The organism is Chitinophaga sp. S165, from assembly GCF_003182155.1.
Taxonomy (GTDB): domain Bacteria; phylum Bacteroidota; class Bacteroidia; order Chitinophagales; family Chitinophagaceae; genus Chitinophaga.
In genome coordinates this window covers 315846-335107 of sequence record NZ_QGTG01000004.1, presented here as the reverse complement: position 1 = coordinate 335107, position 19262 = coordinate 315846, and the positions used below count along the sequence as shown (strand labels likewise).

Here is a 19262-nt window from a genome sequence, read left to right as displayed (position 1 = left end):
ATTTGAATTACTGTTGTACAGTGACTTCAGCAATGGTTTCTATCAATGTCACATTCTCTTCCGGTGTACCTACGGTAATACGCAGACAGCCATTACATAGTTCCACTTTTGAACGGTCACGTACAATGATCCCTTTTTCCACCAGGTAGTTATAAATACCTTTTGCATCAACTGTTTTAGCCAACAGGAAGTTCGCATCGCTCGGATACACTTCCAGTACCTGTGGCAGATTGATCAGTGATGCTGCCAGTTTATCTCTTTCCACAACAGTATCCTTGATCCATTCATTTACCTGGATGATGTTGTCGAGCGCTTCCAGTACCAGGTCCTGTGCTGCCTGGTTGATATTGTAAGGAGGTTTTACCTTGTTCAGTACATTGATGATCTCTTCTCCGGCGAAAGCCATACCCACACGTAAAGCGGCCAATCCCCATGCTTTGGAGAGCGTTTGCATCACAACAAGGTTTGGATATTCTGTCAGTTCGGGAATGAATGTTTTCTGACGGGCGAAGTTGATGTAAGCCTCATCGATCACCACTATACCATCAAAATTATTCAGGATCATCTCTATATCGGAACGGTTGATAGAATTGCCTGTAGGGTTGTTGGGAGAGCAGATGAAGATCAGCTTTGTACGCTCATCCACTGCTTCCTGTAAAGCGGCCATATCTATCTGGAAGCCGGGCGTTAATGACACCTTACGCACGATCACATCGTTGATATTAGCGCTCACCTCATACATACCATAAGTAGGCGGGAACAGTACAACGTTGTCAACGCCCGGGCGACAAAAGGACCGGTACAGTACATCTATCACTTCATCACTGCCATTGCCGAGGAAGATATTCTGAGGTGGTACACCTTTGATATCTGCCAGTTTATATTTCACTTTCCACTGCATCGGGTCCGGATAGCGGTTATAAGCAACCGGTAGTGGAGAGCCATAACTGTTTTCATTTGCATCAAGGAAAATAGAAGCTTCTCCTTTGAATTCATCCCTGGCGGTTGAGTAAGGCACCAGACGTTTTATATTATCGCGTAATAAGCTATTAAGATCGAACATGATGTTAAATGTTGGATGTTAGAGTTGAGTCTTTTGTTTCAGGCGAACGGTCACAGCATTCTTATGCGCGTCCAGTCCTTCGGCGGCAGCCATCGTTTCAATGGTAGCCCCGATCTGCTGTAAGCCTTCCTGTGTCAGTCGCTGGAAAGTGATCTTCTTCACAAAACTATCGAGAGAAACTCCACTGTATGCAGTGGCATAACCATTCGTTGGTAAAGTGTGATTGGTGCCTGAAGCATAATCGCCTGCACTTTCAGGAGAATAATTACCCAGGAATACTGAACCCGCATTTACCACTGCATCAGCAATAGTAATATCATCTTTGCAGGCTACGATCAGGTGTTCAGGCGCATATGCGTTCAGTAACTCCATCGCCTCGGGCGTATCTTTTACGAGAATGATGCGGCTGTTTTCCAGTGCCCGCGCAGCAATATCTTTACGGGGCAATTGTGCTAGTTGAGCAACCACTTCTTCCTGTACCGCATTGATGATACCTGGTGCTGTTGTTACAAGCAATACCTGGCTATCGGGACCATGTTCCGCCTGTGAAAGCAGGTCGGCCGCTACGAAGGCCGGGACGCAGGTCTCGTCCGCCAGTACTGCTACTTCTGAGGGACCGGCAGGCATATCGATCGCTACGCCGTTCTTATTGACAAGTTGTTTGGCGCAGGTCACATACTGATTTCCCGGACCAAAGATCTTATGTACACGTGGCACACTTTCAGTACCATATGCCATGGCGCCTATTGCCTGTACACCACCTATTTTGAAAACACGTTCAACACCTACTTCCTGCGCCGCAAACAATACTGCAGGATGTACTTCACCTGCTGCATTAGATGGCGTGCAGAGGATGATCTCCTTACAACCCGCGATCATGGCTGGTATACCCAGCATCAGTATCGTAGAGAAAAGCGGGGCAGAACCACCCGGAATATACAGCCCTACTTTCTCAATGGCCACTGGCTTACGCCAGCATTGTACACCCGGCATTGTTTCTATGATCCTGCTTTGCTCCTGCTGCGCTTTGTGAAAGACCTCTATATTCTGTTTCGCCTGAAGGATAGCTTTTTTCAGTTCTGCATCCAGCACATTAGCAGCATGTGCAAATTCTGCAGGAGTGACCTCCAGTGCGTTCAATGCTACTTTATCAAACTGCTGTGCATATCGGCGCACTGCTGCATCTCCTTCCTGCTTTACCGCAGCGAGAATATTACCTACACTGGTTTCCAGGGCTGTTGTGTCTAAAACCGGGCGTTGAAGTAATGCCGGCCATTGTGAACGTTCTGGATATTCGAATACAAGCATGCTATTATCGATTACGAATGGACTATTACAAATGACGAATGATCAGTGATGAAGCAATGATCATCTGTTATATGATCATCTTTTCAATCGGCACAACCAGGATACCCTGTGCACCTGCGGCTTTCAGACTTTCAATAATGTCCCAGAAAGCATTTTCATTCAGCACGGAATGCACAGAGCTCCAGCCTTCTTCCGCTAATGGCAGTACTGTCGGGCTTTTCATGCCTGGCAACAAACTGATGATCTCTTGTAATTTATCGTTCGGAGCATTCAGCAACACGTATTTATTGTTCTTTGCTTTCTTTACTGCCTGGATACGGAACAGCAGCTTCTGCAAAAGTACTTCCTGTTCTGGTGTCAGGTTATCATTGCTGATCAGTGCTGCTTCAGATTTCAGGATAACTTCCACTTCTTTCAGGCCGTTCATGAACAGGGTGGAACCACTGCTAACGAGGTCACAGATCGCATCTGCCAATCCGATTCCGGGAGCAATTTCAACTGAACCGCTGATCTCGTGAATGTCAGCTGTAATGTTATGTTCATTCAGGAAGTTCTGCAAGATCACGGGATAACTGGTAGCGATACGCAGTTTGTCCATATCCTTTACACCGTTGTACTCTACAGATTTTGGCACTGCCAGGGAAAGACGGCATTTACCAAAGCCCAGCTTCTCTGCGATCTTCACAGGACGGTTCTTTTCAATGATCACGTTTTCACCGACGATACCGATATCTGCCACGCCGTCTTCCACGTATTGCGGAATATCATCATCGCGCAGGAAGAAGACTTCCAGCGGGAAATTACTGGCTTCCGTTTTCAGCTTGTTAACACCGTTGTTGATGTCGATACCACATTCTTTCAACAGCTTGATAGAGTCGTCGTGCAAGCGACCGGACTTCTGAATGGCAATTCTCAGTTTCATATTTTAGACAATGTTCGGTGAAAACAAAAAAGGGGCTTACCGTTTGGTAAGCCCCTGATGATGTTCTAATATCTTATTATATAGTACATAAAATCATCCCAGCCTACCTGCGTGGTAAGAAATGATGGTGATGATGTGTATGTACGTTAATGTTCATAATTTGAATAACGATGCGAAGTTAATAACTATTTTGAATAATCAAACTAATTTTTGACCTGATCGCCATTATTTTAATGTAAACCCTGCTGACTGGACATCTCTGCTATTAGAGCCTACAAACACTGTAAAATCGCCTGGTTCGGCCTTCCAGCGCATATCTTTATCGTAGAACTTCAGGTCTTCCACTGAAATATCAAAAGTCACTGTACGAGTTTCTCCTTTTGCCAGGGATATCTTTTTATAAGCCTTCAGTTCCTTTACAGGACGGGTCACCGATCCTACCAGGTCCCTGATATATAACTGGACCACTTCTTCCCCTTCGTAGTTTCCGCTGTTAGTTACCGGTACGCTGATCTGCAGCTTGTCTGCCGCGGTGATCTGCTGTTTATTCAGTTTCACAGCGCCATAGGTGAACTTAGTATAGCTCAGTCCATATCCGAATGGATATAATGGTTCGTTGTCTGTATCGAGGTACTTGGTTGAATACTTATTGTTCTGGTTCAGTGGTCGTCCTGTATTCTTATGGTTGTAATAGATAGGTATCTGACCTACATTCCGTGGGAAGCTCATTGTTAGCTTGCCGGCGGGATTATAATCGCCGAACAATACGGAAGCGATGGCATTACCAGCCCTGGTGCCCAGGAACCATGTTTCAAGGATCGCAGGAATATGGGCGTCTTCCCACTCCAGTGTCAGCGGACGGCCGTTCGACAGCACCAATACTACTGGCTTGCCTGTAGCGTACACGGCCTTCAACAATTGCTGCTGGTTCTCGGGAATGCTGATATTGGACCTGCTGGCCGCCTCTCCTGTCATGCCCTGGGATTCACCCAGCGCCATTACAACAACATCTGACTGTTTTGCCAGCTCCACGGCTTCGGCCAGCATCTGTTGACTGTTAGCCGTATCCGCCGCGTCCAGTCTGAACTTCTGGGTAGCTCTTTTATAAAGCGTAGTATCCGCTGTATAGTGGGCGCCGGGCAGGTAGGTCACATTGGCCGAACGCTCTTTCAGGGCCTCGAACAGTGTTACCGCCTTGTTATAGTCGCCTGCAGCTGACCAGTTACCGATCATATCCCGCTTACTGTTTGCCAGAGGGCCGATCAGTGCGATCTTTGCATCCTTCTTCAGCGGCAGCAGCTGGTTTTCATTCTTTAACAGCACAATAGAACGTTCTGCTATTTTCTGAGCAGCGGCCAGGTTCTCTGCCGACATGATCTCTTTTGCCGCCCGGGCAGTATCACAGTATCTGAACGGGTCCTGGAACAGGCCCAGGTCATATTTGGCGGCCAGGATACGGTAAACCGCGCTATCGATCGTTTTCTGGGTCACCTTTCCATCTTTCAACAACTGCTTCAGCTGACCTCCAAAAATACCGCCCTGCATATCCATATCCACACCGGCGTTCAGCGCTGCCGCTCCGGCCTCATATTCATCCTTTACATTACCATGGGCGATCATTTCGGTTATGGCGGTATAGTCTGTCACGATGAAGCCTTTAAAGCCCCAGTCCTTGCGCAGCAGGTCTGTCAGCAGCCATTTATTGGCAGTGGCAGGTGTACCGTCAATTTCGTTAAAAGAGGTCATTACGGTAGCAGCTCCGGCGTCTATAGCGGCCTTGTAAGGAGGCAGATAGTACTGGTACATCTGCCGGCGGCTCATATCTACGGTATTATAATCACGGCCGGCCTCAATCGCGCCATATAAAGCAAAGTGTTTCACACAGGCCAGAACAGTGTTATTGGCTGACAGGTCAGATCCCTGGTAGCCTTTCACCTTCGCTTTTGCCACCTGGCTACCATACCAGGTGTCTTCTCCTACTCCTTCCGCAACGCGGCCCCAGCGAGGATCACGGGCAATATCCACCATGGGGGAATAAGTCCATTGTAACCCGTCGGCACTGGCTTCTTCCGCCGCTATCCGGGCACTCTGTTCCAGCAGGGCCATGTCCCAGGTACAGGCTTCACCCAATGGGATAGGAAAAATGGTCTTGTGACCATGGATCACATCATAACCGAACAACAAAGGAATTTTCAGCCTGGTTTTCAGGGCCATTTCCTGTAACTGGCGGGTATATTGGGGGGTATAGGCATTGAAGATCGAGCCACATAAGCCGGCCTCAATGTCTTTTTTATATCCCGGTTTCATAAAAGGCCCTGTTACGTCCATATCGCTGGTGAGCAGGTTCAGCTGACCGATCTTCTCTTCCAGCGTCATACGTTTGATGAGGTTACTGATAAAGGCCTGTTTGGTATTTTGTGCCTTCACGCTGAGGGCCGCCAATAGCAGAGATGCTACCAGCAAGCGCTTGGGGATCTTCATAATCGTGTTTTTTAATGTTTATAAGTGAGGCTAAGGTAGGGATTAATTCAAAGCGGAATACCCGGGGACCTGTTTCCCGTATCCCCTCTTACCGAAAGAATAACATATGTGAAATAATCCGGCAAATTGAAGAATATTCAAGAACACCGACAAAGCTCCCAACAAGAAAGAAGCCATTCGTAAACAGTGAAAGCGGCTTTTATGTAAGCAGTAATTCCTTCACCGTTGGATTGCCCGGCAAATCTTTCACTGTCACAATGATCTTACCGCCTGCAGGCAGCGCAGTGGCTTTATAATACCAATCTACTCCATTCCGGCCTAAAACTGCACGGCCACTCTCAGTAATAACACCGTCACCGTCTATTACCTTTACCTCCACTGCTGCTACCCGGAACTCATCTTTGGCAGTCACTACTACCTCCTCCCCTTCCAACCTGATATTCTGGACCTCTGGACTGCGGTAAGCATCCTTCACCGCCATATTATAGGCATTTTGTCCCGGCCCTGCCAGCGACTGGTAATAAGCCTTGATCTGCGGATCTTCCAGCATTATATGCGCGCGCATCGAAGCGATGGTCATCTTATGCCTGGCCTCTAACTGTTTCTGGGTAGGCTTTTTCGTTGATGGACCGCGTTTCTTCGCCATAATGATCTGCCCATTCCGTTCGTAGATGGTGATTTGCTTGCCGAGGGTGCCCCGGACAAGTTGCATGAGGATATTGTCTTTAACAATGGCCATAAAAGGTTTTTTGAGGTTATAGATACAAGTTTAATATCTCTTACCTCTAAGGTACATATAACTATACTAAATTGACATTAAAAGATCACTAAAAGGGCACTTCAATATCTAAATGGATATTGAAGTGCCCTTTTAGTGATCTTTTGATACCCTTATAGTAAGCTTATATAAAGCCGATAGAATGGTTATCAGAACGCGATAGACAGATTAACTGTACCAGGTTAAGCTATTATTGGGGAAAGCAGCTCCTAGACGTATGATTATATACAATAATACAAGCAAAAAAAAGCCAGACCCGGATCTGAAGCGATCCGGATCTGGCGAATAGCATATTCCATTCGTAAATGCTTTTCAGAATAAAAGGGCCTGCCCAAAACGAAGGGCAATTGATTTACATTATTTATTAAGCCTCACCACTACCGGCTTCAACTGCTTCCCGCTATACACCTCTTTCCCATCAACAATCACCTTTAACCCCTTCCCCTTTTTATAATGCGCCCCCGTCTTATCCCATCTCACAGTAACAAGCCTTCCATGATAAGGCACTCCCTCCAGCAGAAACCAATCCCATTGCCCTGAAGGGATCAACGGATGCAGCTCCAGGCTATTATCCGCGCGGGGCTTTAATCCTATCAGATCATTGATCACCAGGTCACAAAATCCCGAGTGATTATAATAACTGCTACGCAGATCATCTCCTTTCAACCAGTAGCCATTACGTTCGTCCTGGTATTCCCCCAGATAAGGCTTTCCATTTTTCTGATGAGAATTTGCGTAGACCTGCAATGCACGATAATAAACAGCTGGCGACATCCCATCATGATGTTTATAATCTGTCAGCAGGTTAGCTAATCCTTTTAATGTTTGCGTAGTCGCAAATGGCCATATAGCGCCATCCCATTCACAACCGCCGCTGCCGTGCGAACGGAAAGCAGGATGCCTTCTCTCTGCAGTGGTCAGTCCCCAGGGAGCATCAAAGCCGCTGGTGTCTGTAAGTTGTTCCCATGCTTTGGCAAATTTTGATCTATCCGAAGGCAAGTTGAAATACCATGGAATAAAACCTATCTCCTCCCGCGCGTTGGAAAGCTGTGTATCCTTACTGCCTTTTATGGCTTGTCTTACCTTGAAGAATGCAGCGGTATCATCCCATAGCTGCTCCTGCACCAATCCCCTGATCTTCGCTGCATCAGCAGCATATCTTTGCCGGAGTGTATCATTCCCTGCCATGATAGCCATCTTCGTTAATGCGTTTGCATTACCATACATATAGCTGCTGATGGTAGGACGTGTATGTTTTTCCCTGCGTGCACCACTAATAGATTCTTCCATTCCATCTTTCACATCAAACTGCCAGAAGAGGCCATTGGGCAATCTTTTCTCCTGTTCCCATAAACGGTAGTCTTTATCAATATAGGGTAACAATGCTGTCACAAAACTGGTATCCCCTTCTACCAGGAAACGGTTGTATACTGCATCTGCGGCCCAGCTGCTGAACTGATGGAAGCGTGGAGATTTTTGCTGCGCATCCTTCAGATACCAATACTGGATATATTGGTCGATATATTGCTGGTTACGCAGCCATCTTCCTTCATACACATGATGTCCGAAAGCACAGCTTAGTGCATTAAATCTGCCTGCATGTTTAACCGGGGTAATAAATTCAGTGAAGATGAATCCGTCCGGCGTTTCCTTCAAATGTTTACGGAACGTCCACCAGCGATAATAATACGTTTGCTCAATAATGCTATCCGGGCATTCCAGTAAAGGCACATTTGTTTTCAGCCATTCAAAGGCCTGTGCATTGCTTACATAGTTGACCACATATTCCGAGTCAAGGGTATTGAAACGGTCTGTATACTTCTTCAGTGTATTTTCAGGCGTGCCCACATTCCCCTGTTGCGCACAAAGGTGTAAGGGAAAGAAAATACATATCGCTGCTGCTATTGCTTTAAAGGATCCCAACTTCCAAATACTTTAGTGAGTGTAATATTTTTAGCTTCTTTAGCTGTTAATTGCTTTGACCAGCTTACACGCTGACTGACGGCCGCACCATCGCCCACATTCTCATATTCCGCATACCTGGCTGTTTGTTCATTTTCCGGTTTGCTCCAGTTATGCCATCCTTGAGGAAGTATGTGTGCTCCCAGTGTACTATGTATAAATACCGTCGCCCCATATGGACGCCAGGGCCGGCCGAGATAAACCTTTCTGGCGCTGGTGTCTGCCGTTAATGAACAATGACTGAATATGAACCCGTATGACTGTCCTTCTGTCGTAGATGCAGCCGTAATGAAAGAATCTTTTTTACTGTGGATGATACAGCCTTCGAACCAGACTGTCGCAGCACCGAATATGAAATCCGTCGTACCGGTGATATAACAGTCTTTGTAGTACTGCCTGCTGCCGGCGCCCCCTGCATACAATGTATCCTGGTTGCCCAGCAAACGGCAATTGCGGAAAATACAACGATCGCCTTCCACATGCAATGCTACTGCTTGTCCTACAGGACCGGCTGCATTCTCAAACGTCAGGTTTTCTGCAATGATATCATCGCCTTCTATCAATACCGTATATGAGTTAAATGTTCCGAATTTGTCCCTGCCTGAAGCATCTTTACCGGGATAAGGCTTTCCCGAATAATCACTATTGGTGATGATGGTACTGTCCCTGTCTTCCCCCTCCAAAGTGATGCTGCATTTCCAGGAGGGAATGCACAGTTTTTCATGATATATTCCCTTGCGGATAAAAATAGTAACGCGGAAATACGTAAAATCCCTTACTGCATTTACCGCTTCCTGTATAGTTTGATAATCACCGGTGCCATCCTGTGCTACCACAAGCCGCTTACGTGTGTCCTGTGCATGCGCACAGACTACCAGTATTAGCAAAAGTGGAATAGTTATAAAACGAATATATTTCTTCATAACAAGGAATTCATGCTTACTGTGATGGAACAAACTATAAAAATCCCCGCGGTTGAAGAAGAAAGCAATGCACTTTATTTACCCAATCGTTGCCGGTACATCACCTATCTGAGAAGCTTCCACCTATACGCGTACAGGCCATTTTACACCGGTATTACAGGCCTTATTGTATAGTCAACACTTTATAAAAAAGCCTATACTCTATACCATCAACCGGAGCTGCAAGCCAGATCAAGACTTTCAGCACGCCTAAAGAGCTATTTTACGATAAATCTATAGTCGCCAGACCCTGCTGTAAGCACGATCCTGCCGTCTTCATGCGCCTTAATCCGTACATCTCCCTGTTTATCAATTGCATTACCACTTTCAGTCACCTGCTGCCCTTTCGTAAAGGGCAGTTTGATCAGGGCAGTACTATTAGCAGGGATCACGATATGGAAAGTCAGCTCTCCGTCCTTACGGTCCCATTCGCTACGTATAAGCCCATTTTTCGTTTTATAGGATGTTTTGACCCAAGTAATGTCTCCCACCATTTCAGGCCGGATAACGACCTCTTTATAGGCAACAGAGGCATCCTGCTGGGTTATTCCCCCAAGACCGGTATAAAACCATTCCATCAGGTGCCCCAGCATCAGGTGATTATTTGACACCTGCTCCAACGCGGCCCAGGACTCTGTCAGTGCAGTAGCCCCCTTTGCCAGCTGAAAACCATATCCCGGCACATCATTCCGGTTATTCATCTCGAACAGCAACCGGGACGCTCCGCCTTCCTGTAATGCCTGTACCAGGAAATGAAAACCGATATCACCGGCGGTAAGCTTAAGACCACTCTGCCTGATCGAGTCCACGAGGTTACTGAAAACAGCGTTCCGGTACTTATCATCAACCAGCCCCACACATAAAGGCATCGCCATAGACGTTTGACTGCCGGTGGCATATACTTTCGTTACCGGGTCGAAGAACTTTCTGTTAAATGCCTTTTTTACTTCCGCCGCCAATGCGGTGAGTCTTTGTGCCTCTTTCCTGTCATTGTTCAAACCGGCCATTTTTGCCAGCAGTACAAGATCGTAGTAATAAATAGCCGTAGCTGTCAGTGCTTTAGGCGTCAGTTGTGCTACGCCGGGGCGTTCTGGGCCATTGTCGTACCAATCGCCCAGGCCATAGGACAGTATATTGTTATCCGCTCTTGATCGCAGATATTCCACATACTTCCTCGCCGTAGGATAAGCCGTGTAGAGCGTTTTTTTGTCTCCATACCATTTATACAACTGCCAGGGCAATATCACACAGGCGCTCCCCCACTCAGGAGAGTCCCTGAAACCAAACCCCTTATCATCAAAGAATACATATTCCGGCGCTATATCCGGCACCAATCCGCTATCTGTCTGTGCTTCCCGCATGTCATCGAGTAATTTCCTGTACAGCAGTGAGATGTCATAACTATACTGCATGGAATTTCCCATCAGATAATCCTGTTCCAGCCAGCTGAGTTTTTCTCTGTGCGGACAATCGGTCACAACACTTTGCAGATTACTCTTAATGGCCCACAATATCAAGGTATGAATACGATTGAACAGATCATTCGAACAAGAGAATGTACCCATCGACGGAGCTGAATTACGCGTGTGCAGAAAACTTAGTTGAGTTATTTTAGGTAGCGCTGTATTAGATGCCGTATCTGGCGCAGCGCCCTCCACCTGCACATAACGAAACCCATAATAAGTGAAACGTGGCCGCCAGGTTTCTTCGCCATCTCCTTTTAGTGTATAGGAGAAATAATAGGGAGAGCCGGTTGCCTTCTGATTAGATAGTTTGCTGGCATTGATCAACTCCGCCGGTATCAGTTTAACTGTTTGTCCCTTTTTCCCCTTTATCTTGAGCTCCACTATTCCTGATGCGTTCTGACCGAAATCATACATGTAGATACCTGGCTGTGGCTGCGTGATCGACTTTACCGGCAGTACCTCCATCACCTTCACCGGATAATCGCTCTCCGGATTAAGCCTTTTTTCAGTTGCTTTTACAACTATAGCCTGTTTCCAATGCGCATCGTTAAAAGATGCCTGGTCCCATCCTTTTTGTTCCAGTCCTGCATCATAGTCCTCACCGCCATAGATGCTCGCAAAAGTAATGGGCGATGGTGCTGTTTTCCAATCATCCCCCGAAACAATATTCTTAACTGTTCCATCCGCATAGATGATTTTGAGGTTACAGATCATCCTGGGCATCCCATAGGCAACAGACAGCTTTTTATAACGTTCCTTGTTCACATTGAAGAACCCATTTCCCACAATTACACCCAATGCATTTTGTCCCGATTTTAATTTATCGGTTACATCATAGGTATTGTACAATACCGTTTCTTCATAATCGGTCCAACCAGGCGCCAGGAAATTATCTCCCAGCCGCTCTCCATTCAGGCTTACCTCATATTGCCCCAATCCACTGATAGAGAGCAATGCAAGCTTTATGTTGCCTCCGCCTGTAAATTCCTTACGAAACAATGGAACCACAGGACGCTGACGGGCTTTATGTTTCGCATAAAATTTGTCTGCACCGCCATGCACACCTGGTACAACCCGCATTGAATCAGGAATGTCCTCATACCCGATCCAACGGGCCTCTCCTAAGGACATTCCTCTCGTAAACGTAGCTGCGGGGCTCCAGGGTGATACATTGCCATGATTGTCCCATACACGTACGCGCCAGTAATTCTTATAGCCATGTAGCATCGCTTCACCCAAAACTGCAGTACTGATGTAAGAAGCTGGATATTTAAGCCGCGGACTAGTATCTTCGGCTCGCCATGATGTACTGTCTTCAGCCATCATGATCTGTACAGCGGCCTGCACACTTCCTCTCCGTGAAGCAACCATTTCCCAGCTAAATACCGGTGATAAAGGTACTCCTACAGGATCTACCCTGCCCTCAGTTCTCAGGTTAACTACCTTTAACTCCTGTCCCAACACACTGGCGGACAATAACAGGAATAACATTGTAATATATCTCCTCATCCTTATTATTCTTTATTCGCTGAAGCCGATGCGATAGTCAGTTGTGCTGACGGTAACCCGGCTACAGTAGCCTGTAAGATAATATTACCTGCGGCCTTATCTGATTTTATAATAGCCAGGCACCTGCCCTGCCAGGCTTTGCGCTGCGGCAGTTGATAACTTTCCACACTCATCGGATTGGCATTACCTACACCCGCAATAGTGCCAGGACCAGTGATCTCAAACTTTACCAGGTCTTCTGCGTTTGGCAACTTGTTCCCCGCTGCATCCGTCAATTCAACAGTCACATAACTCAGGTCCTGACCGTTTGCAATGATATTTTTTTTATCGGCAGTCAGTTTAAGCTGCACTGCTTTCCCGGCTGTACTTAAAGTAGCTGCCGGAGATTTTTGCTTGCCATTATACCCTATTGCTGTTAGCTTTCCCGGAGAATATGGCACCTGCCACACAGCCATAAAACGGTTCTCTCTACCTGCCTTTTTGCGGCCTAAAGAAACACCATTCAGGAATAGTTCCGCCTCTCCATAAGAAGTATATACTGATACCTCAAGCGGTTTTCCTTCATATCCTTCCCAATTCCAGCTATCACGTGCATCATGCCAATGCCATTGGCTCCAGTCTACTTTACGGGTATTCGTATCGAAAGAAGGTTTAGGAGGTTTTACAAAAAGGGAGATCTGATCTGTCTTCCAAAGCGCATCCCTATAGTATGACTGCGGCCGTTTCCAGCCACAGATATCAATATCACCGCAATAGGCAAGGTTCCAGGGATAAAAGTCCTGACGCTGCATATATCCCAGCCATCCGATACTGGCCTCTCCAATGTAATCAAAAGCGGTCCATACAAAATCGCCGATCACCCAGGGATGATCCGTCACTTCCATCCAGTAGTCATATGCTTCTATCGCAAAAGATTCTGTCGCCATCATTACACGTTGCGGCACACGTTCATGATCTTTTACGTACTCTTTACGCGCATAGTTATAACCTGCAATATCCAGTGTTGACAGGAATGCATCTTTGTCGGGCGCAATACCATTTACGCCGCAGGTAATAAAACGTGTTGTATCTATACTGCGGATATGGTCGCTTAACATACGGGCCACCTTTGCTACTTCCGGCTTTTCGCGATGAGGTATTTCATTACCTGTACTCCACATGATGATTGACGGATGATTACGATCGCGATATAACATACTCTCCAGATCGCGCTTCCACCATTCATCAAAGTACAGGTGATAATCTTCCGGGTTCTTGCCGTCATTCCATATATCAAACGCCTCATCTATTACCAACATCCCCAACCTGTCACAGGCATCCAGGAAAGCTGGTGAGGGCGGGTTGTGCGAACAGCGGATCGCATTATAACCACTGGCTTTCAACAACGCCACTTTCCTCTCTTCGGCCCTGTCATATGCCTTTGCTCCCAGTGGCCCGTTATCGTGATGCACACAGCCTCCTTTCAATTTGATGGTTTTACCATTCAGCCGAAATCCGTTTTGCGCGTCCGCTGTAATACTGCGGATACCGAATGAAGTAGTCATACTATCTGTCAACTGATCACCTACATATATCTGCGTGATGGCATTATACAATACAGGTGCATCGACCGACCAACGTGCGGGCGACTTTACGGCAATCTCCTGTTGTAATACTGTATCTTTCCCCGCTTGGATCAGTTGCTGTCCTTTGTGTTCTGCTATAACCTTTCCTTTTGCATCAGCCAGACGTGTAACTACCGTGGCCGTTACTACATCCTTTGTATCATTCTGTAATGTGGTCCCGATCCGGACAGTTGCTGCATTATCAGTTACCACAGGCGTGGTGATATATGTGCCCCATTGCGCCACATGCACCGGTTCCAGCGCCTTCAGCCATACATGACGATAGATGCCCGAACCCGCATACCAGCGACTATTCTCCCCTTCATTCCTCACCTTCACCACCAGGAGGTTCTGCTTCCCAAATCTTACATATGGCGTAATATCATACCAGAAAGACGTATAACCATAAGGATGTTTACCCAGCTTCTTACCATTGATCCATAACTGCGCATTCATATACACGCCATCAAACTGAATGATGATACGTTTGCCACGCTGCGCAACAGGCATTGTAAAATGCTTGCGATACCAGCCGCTGCCCCCGGTTGTAAAACCACCGCTAACCTGGCTGAGCGCGCCCTTATTAAAAGGGGATACCGTTCCCGGCAGATCTTCTATACTCCAGTCATGCGGTATTGATACCTTACGCCAGTCACTATCATTAAATAAAGTATCTTCTGCACCCTGTGCAGCGCCCCGCCAGAACAACCAGTTATCGTCAAATAACTGCACACGTTGCGCAGCAAGCGTTTTGCAGCACAACAGAAAAGAAATAAACGCTATAAAAAAACGGCTCATCATCATTTATCATTCGTGAAAGTAAGTGTACTCTTGCCCAGGTCTTTAGAAGTTGCTACCGCTATACCACGCTGGTCTTTCTTGTTGACGGCACAATAAAAATGATAGACCACTCCTTTGTAAGAAATAACAAAAGATTTATGCGCAAAGCGATTATCATATTCTTCTGTAGAATTGATCAGATCATCTCCCTGCCAGTCTGACCAGTGTACAAGGTCATAAGAACAGGCAAAGCGGTTGAAAGCAGTAGGCCTGTTCTTCCAGAAGGCGCCAAAATAAAACATTACCCATACGTTGTGCATACGCTGTATCACCGCATCTCCGGTGATACCCGTATAATGGTCCAGCACCGGCTGATCAAGGTATCTTTTCCAGTGCTCCATATCGTCAGACACCGCCATACCTATACGTTCCTTACCACGTTTTGGATGGAGACTATCTCCTTTAGCATTGTAATACATCACAAAAGGATAACCTGTGGTTTTAGTCTTATCCCAGATCACAGAACTTTTGTAGATCGTATTATTTTCCCACCAACCTGCATTACTGTCTGTCGCCTTGAGGGCCGGTTTATCATAGCGATGCCATTCATGTGGCTTCGTGATCCTTTTAGTAGTATTGGCTATGCCTACAGACAATAAGCCCTGTTCATACCCTGTCTGGGCACCGCCTATATAAGTCATCCAGTGTTTTTTATTGAACGACTCCCATTTATAATTGCCGCCCCACACATGATCCTGCAGGGAAATGTATCCCGCTCTCTGATTCGCATCCCAGGAAGTAGTGCTATCAGTAAATGACATCAGCTTTCCTTTTATCTTCCAGTTCAACAGGTCTTTACTTTCAGCCAGCAACGTTTCGTATCCCCTTCCATCATACATGATATACACCATGTACCATTTTTTCCCTTTACGGAATATGCTTGGACAATCCAGTTTCCTGCTATCGTCCGGCGGTACCATCACCATACCATACTTGTAAGGTGTTTTTATCTCCTCGTAGATCTTTTCCATCACGGTACCACCTACTTCGCCAGCGGCCGATATTTTCTCATGCTGCAGCTGCACCGGCCCTAATAAACCAGCTTCCAGCAAAGGAGCGTTCTGTAGTTTTAATGGAGCCGTAGTATGTGTGATACGCTGTGCTTCGGGCAATGCAGTGTCACCGATCAGGCGATTAGCCCATGTATTAGTCACAGCTATAGAAAGCTCATTCATTCCTTTCCGTATAGCTTTTGTAATATCCACGCGATAAGGATAGGTCCATGCCACTCCACAGTTAATGCCATTCACCGTCACTTCTGCGATGTTAGCTACGCGACCTAAGTCCAGGAATAAGCGGGACAATGTATCCTTACCATCAAACCTCCATTCAAGTTTTCGTTTGTATACAGCAGTACCTGAATAATAACGCACCTGTGGGTTTGTATCCTTGCTCCAGTCTGTCAGCTGAGTGAACATCACCGGGGCTGCCGGCCCGCCTGCGGCTGTATCAAACCTCACTTCCCACGGGCCGTTCAATGTACCGATAGTCTGCAATGTAGGCCAGTTCCTGGCGTTATGAGCACCCTTCAATGCTACTTTCCGGAATACGATAAATACAGAACCATTGGCAGGCAATTGCAATTGAAGATCAGTACGTCCATTCTCCACCGTCCAGTCGGTCGCTGTACGTTGCTCGCCAGTTACAGGGTCCCACAACTCAGGCAATCTCCCCGTTATGCGGAAAGACAGGTTTACCTGGCGTTCCAGCTCCTGCTGATTAGACACAAAATAAATGTCATAGTCTGGTGCTGTGCGGTGTGTCCATGCAATGGCGGAAGCTCTGTTACCTGACAGCTCTTTCACAAGCAGATCAGGCGCCAGTCCCAGTCTATCAAAAGAAGATGCACGCCAGGGGCCTTCCAGCACCCCTTCTTTGCCCAACACGATCACACTGTCCGGCGATTCCATGGACCTGACAGGGCCATTCACCAGTATCGTAGCGCCTGCGTTTAACAATCTTCTGAGATGGAAAACTGTTTCCCTTGACAACAAATTTCCTTCAGGAGACATTGCCAGTGCGCCCGGCAATACCAGCACCCTGTATACCGCACCTCCCGGCAAAACAATGTTGCCATTTTTCACAGTCGCCAGCCTCAATAAAGCATCCTTATTAAATGAATCATAGTTATACCCATGCAATGCATCTACCCAACGGGTAGGATCTGTAATGTTAGCGGAAGCAGTCACTCCCATCGGCATTTCCCTTAAAGGGCCTCCACGATTGGCCATACGCTGCGATTCTGTAGAGATAATACTATCTCCGAAAAGCCCCGGCAATACATTGACCAGTCTTTCCGGCAGCACGGACCTTCGTGGTATTTCTTCTCCTGTGAATACAGCCAGATCTGCTACAGGCCGTCCCTGTTGTAGCAAGGCCTGACAGCGTTGTGCATAGGCCACCCATGCCCTGCCTGGTTTCCACCACGTCTGATTACGTTGAAAATATAACCCTATACCATCCAGCGTCATACCAGGACGCTGATCTGTCCACGGATTATGAGCAAATACATGATATACCAGTTTATTAATACCCAGTGAATAGTTACGGTCAGCCAGTGTTTTCAGCATGCCCGGATATTCGTCCCAGCGCATGCGCAACTCCGTAAATGCCTCTGCCTGCACGATCTGTTTACCATAGATATGCGCTCCTGAAATAGCGTCCAGCATGTCATTCGGCTTGTCATGCGTCGGACTGCGCAACCAGTATTCCCCCATAGGAATATCCGCTGAACGATAGTGCTGCATGCCATCTCCGGGCATGACCGGCGCTACACTTTCTGCTGTGAAAGTACATTTGTGTGCATGTGCCAGTGCAGCCAGCGTATCATAGAAATGCTGTTGTACCAGTTCCGTGATAGTGTTCCTGACATCATGCAGGAAATGTTCGGCTGTTTGCGTATTCTGCACAGGGTAACCCGCCATTGCCGGCAGGTAACGCAGCAGGTCATATCCACGTCGATTACGGAACTCTTCCCTGAAACGGGAAGACCAGTTCTGGCTACCACACTCCCAGCTATCCACATGAAATACTTTTAACACACTATCTGCCAACTTAGGACCTATCTTACGAACAGCCTCTCCAAACCAATGATCAAACTGCATTCGCACTGCTGCACTATTGAACTTGTCACATTCCAGTCCTGCACCAGCACCTCCGGTAGCATTTGTATGCCCTGTAGAAGTATGGCCTATTCTGAGAATTGTCCAGTTGCCTGCCGGTGCCTTCCACCGCAATCTGCCATTTGCATCCAGCTGAGCGGTGAGATCTACTATTTTATCTAAAGGAATACAATCCTTATCGGGGATCTGTTTTGTTGTTGTATAAGGGCTGATACGCCATACTGCCGCGCTCTTACCTTCAAACTGATGAATGCGCGGCTGATCGGATAAAAGCAGACCCGATACTTTCAGGCTTTGTTTCCATTTCGCTGCATCGAGGTCTTCTGCTCCCGGCTCTGATCCTTCCTTATCGTAATAAAAGCGGAAGAAACGTGCGGTGACAGGTGTAATGGCATGTGTAACCGGAGCATCGGTATCCTGCCAACCATGACGCGGCGCCTCAAGTTTACCTGCGGGTCTGAAATCCACACCGTTATCACTAACGGCAATACTCAACCGATGCGACTGATAGTTATTACCGTTGGTACAAACTGTCACTGCATAACAAGTGAAAGGCTGCGCATATGCATACTGGACCCAGCAAGGGTCCTGGCTACGGAAACTTTCTTTACTCCCCGGCACTGTGAGGAATTGTGCATTGACACCCGGCTGACTGGTAGTTACGACAGGCGTTTGTTTATTGGCGGGTAAAGAGGGGAACGCCAATACAGCGATGTCTTTATAATAATTTTGATTAGTCTCAGGTTGACGTAAAGTATCGTTGAAGTCAGTATTGCCTTTTATTGTTGTTGCTGTCCACACCACTTTCTGCATAGACAATTCAGGTGTTATCCAGGGACCACCGGCCAATGCAAAACCATCACTTACATGCATTCCCAACTGTAAGCCCAATCTGCCTGCTTCATTATGTGCAAAACGCACCATATCCCACCAGGCAGGACTTAGCTGCTCAACCGGCGGATCGATAAAAGGAGGCTTCGCCTTTCCTTTGATAGGCATCAGGTAAGCACCTCCGATACCTGCCTCTTTCATTGCCTCCAGATCGGCAGTAATGCCTGCACGGCTTACACTGGCATGCATCCAGTACCAGAATACCCAGGGCTTCGCAGCAGCGGGCGGCTGCCTGAAAACGCTGTCCAGGCGGTCCTGCCCCATTCCGGCATTTACACAAAGGCAAAAAATAATGAGGAAGAAATATCGTTTCATAAAATTCATACGCACAAACTAAGCGGGCATCTATTGGTT

At 47.0% G+C, this 19262-nt stretch carries 10 protein-coding genes; all 10 read right to left on the bottom strand.

The features are described 5' to 3' along the window. Positions 1-7: 7 nt before the first annotated feature. On the bottom strand, positions 8-1063 hold the full coding sequence (hisC, locus tag C7475_RS18595; protein ID WP_110054887.1) for a histidinol-phosphate transaminase: 1056 nt from the start codon (positions 1061-1063) through the stop codon (positions 8-10). 18 nt (positions 1064-1081) lie between these two features. Further along, the gene (gene hisD, locus C7475_RS18590) at positions 1082-2371 is read right to left on the bottom strand and encodes a histidinol dehydrogenase (protein WP_110054886.1); all 1290 of its coding nucleotides are present in this window, start codon (positions 2369-2371) and stop codon (positions 1082-1084) included. Positions 2372-2438: 67 nt separating this feature from the next. Further along, positions 2439-3293 (bottom strand): ATP phosphoribosyltransferase, encoded by an 855-nt coding sequence (gene hisG / locus C7475_RS18585; RefSeq protein ID WP_110054885.1) that lies wholly within the window; start codon positions 3291-3293, stop codon positions 2439-2441. Positions 3294-3518: 225 nt separating this feature from the next. After that, positions 3519-5774 carry a beta-glucosidase BglX gene (bglX, locus tag C7475_RS18580; protein ID WP_110054884.1) on the bottom strand — a complete coding sequence of 752 codons (2256 nt, stop codon included), beginning with the start codon at positions 5772-5774 and terminating at the stop codon, positions 3519-3521. A 199-nt stretch (positions 5775-5973) separates the two neighbouring features. Further along, a complete protein-coding gene (locus C7475_RS18575) occupies positions 5974-6513 on the bottom strand; it encodes a hypothetical protein (RefSeq protein WP_110054883.1) in 540 nt (179 codons plus the stop codon). A 396-nt stretch (positions 6514-6909) separates the two neighbouring features. After that, complete coding sequence (locus tag C7475_RS18570; RefSeq protein ID WP_110054882.1) at positions 6910-8475, bottom strand: glycosyl hydrolase family 65 protein; 1566 nt, start codon at positions 8473-8475, stop codon at positions 6910-6912. Continuing rightward, on the bottom strand, positions 8454-9437 hold the full coding sequence (locus C7475_RS18565) for a pectinesterase family protein (RefSeq protein ID WP_110054881.1): 984 nt from the start codon (positions 9435-9437) through the stop codon (positions 8454-8456). Before C7475_RS18565 ends, C7475_RS18570 begins: the two co-directional genes overlap by 22 nt. A 257-nt stretch (positions 9438-9694) precedes the next feature. Continuing rightward, the gene (locus tag C7475_RS18560; RefSeq protein ID WP_110054880.1) at positions 9695-12451 is read right to left on the bottom strand and encodes a family 78 glycoside hydrolase catalytic domain; all 2757 of its coding nucleotides are present in this window, start codon (positions 12449-12451) and stop codon (positions 9695-9697) included. 5 nt (positions 12452-12456) lie between these two features. Beyond that, positions 12457-14853, bottom strand: coding sequence for a sugar-binding domain-containing protein (locus C7475_RS18555; protein ID WP_110055056.1), 2397 nt, complete (start codon positions 14851-14853; stop codon positions 12457-12459). 2 nt (positions 14854-14855) lie between these two features. After that, positions 14856-19223: a glycosyl hydrolase gene (locus tag C7475_RS18550; RefSeq protein WP_110055055.1), complete on the bottom strand. Its 4368-nt coding sequence runs from the start codon at positions 19221-19223 to the stop codon at positions 14856-14858. Positions 19224-19262: the final 39 nt, after the last annotated feature.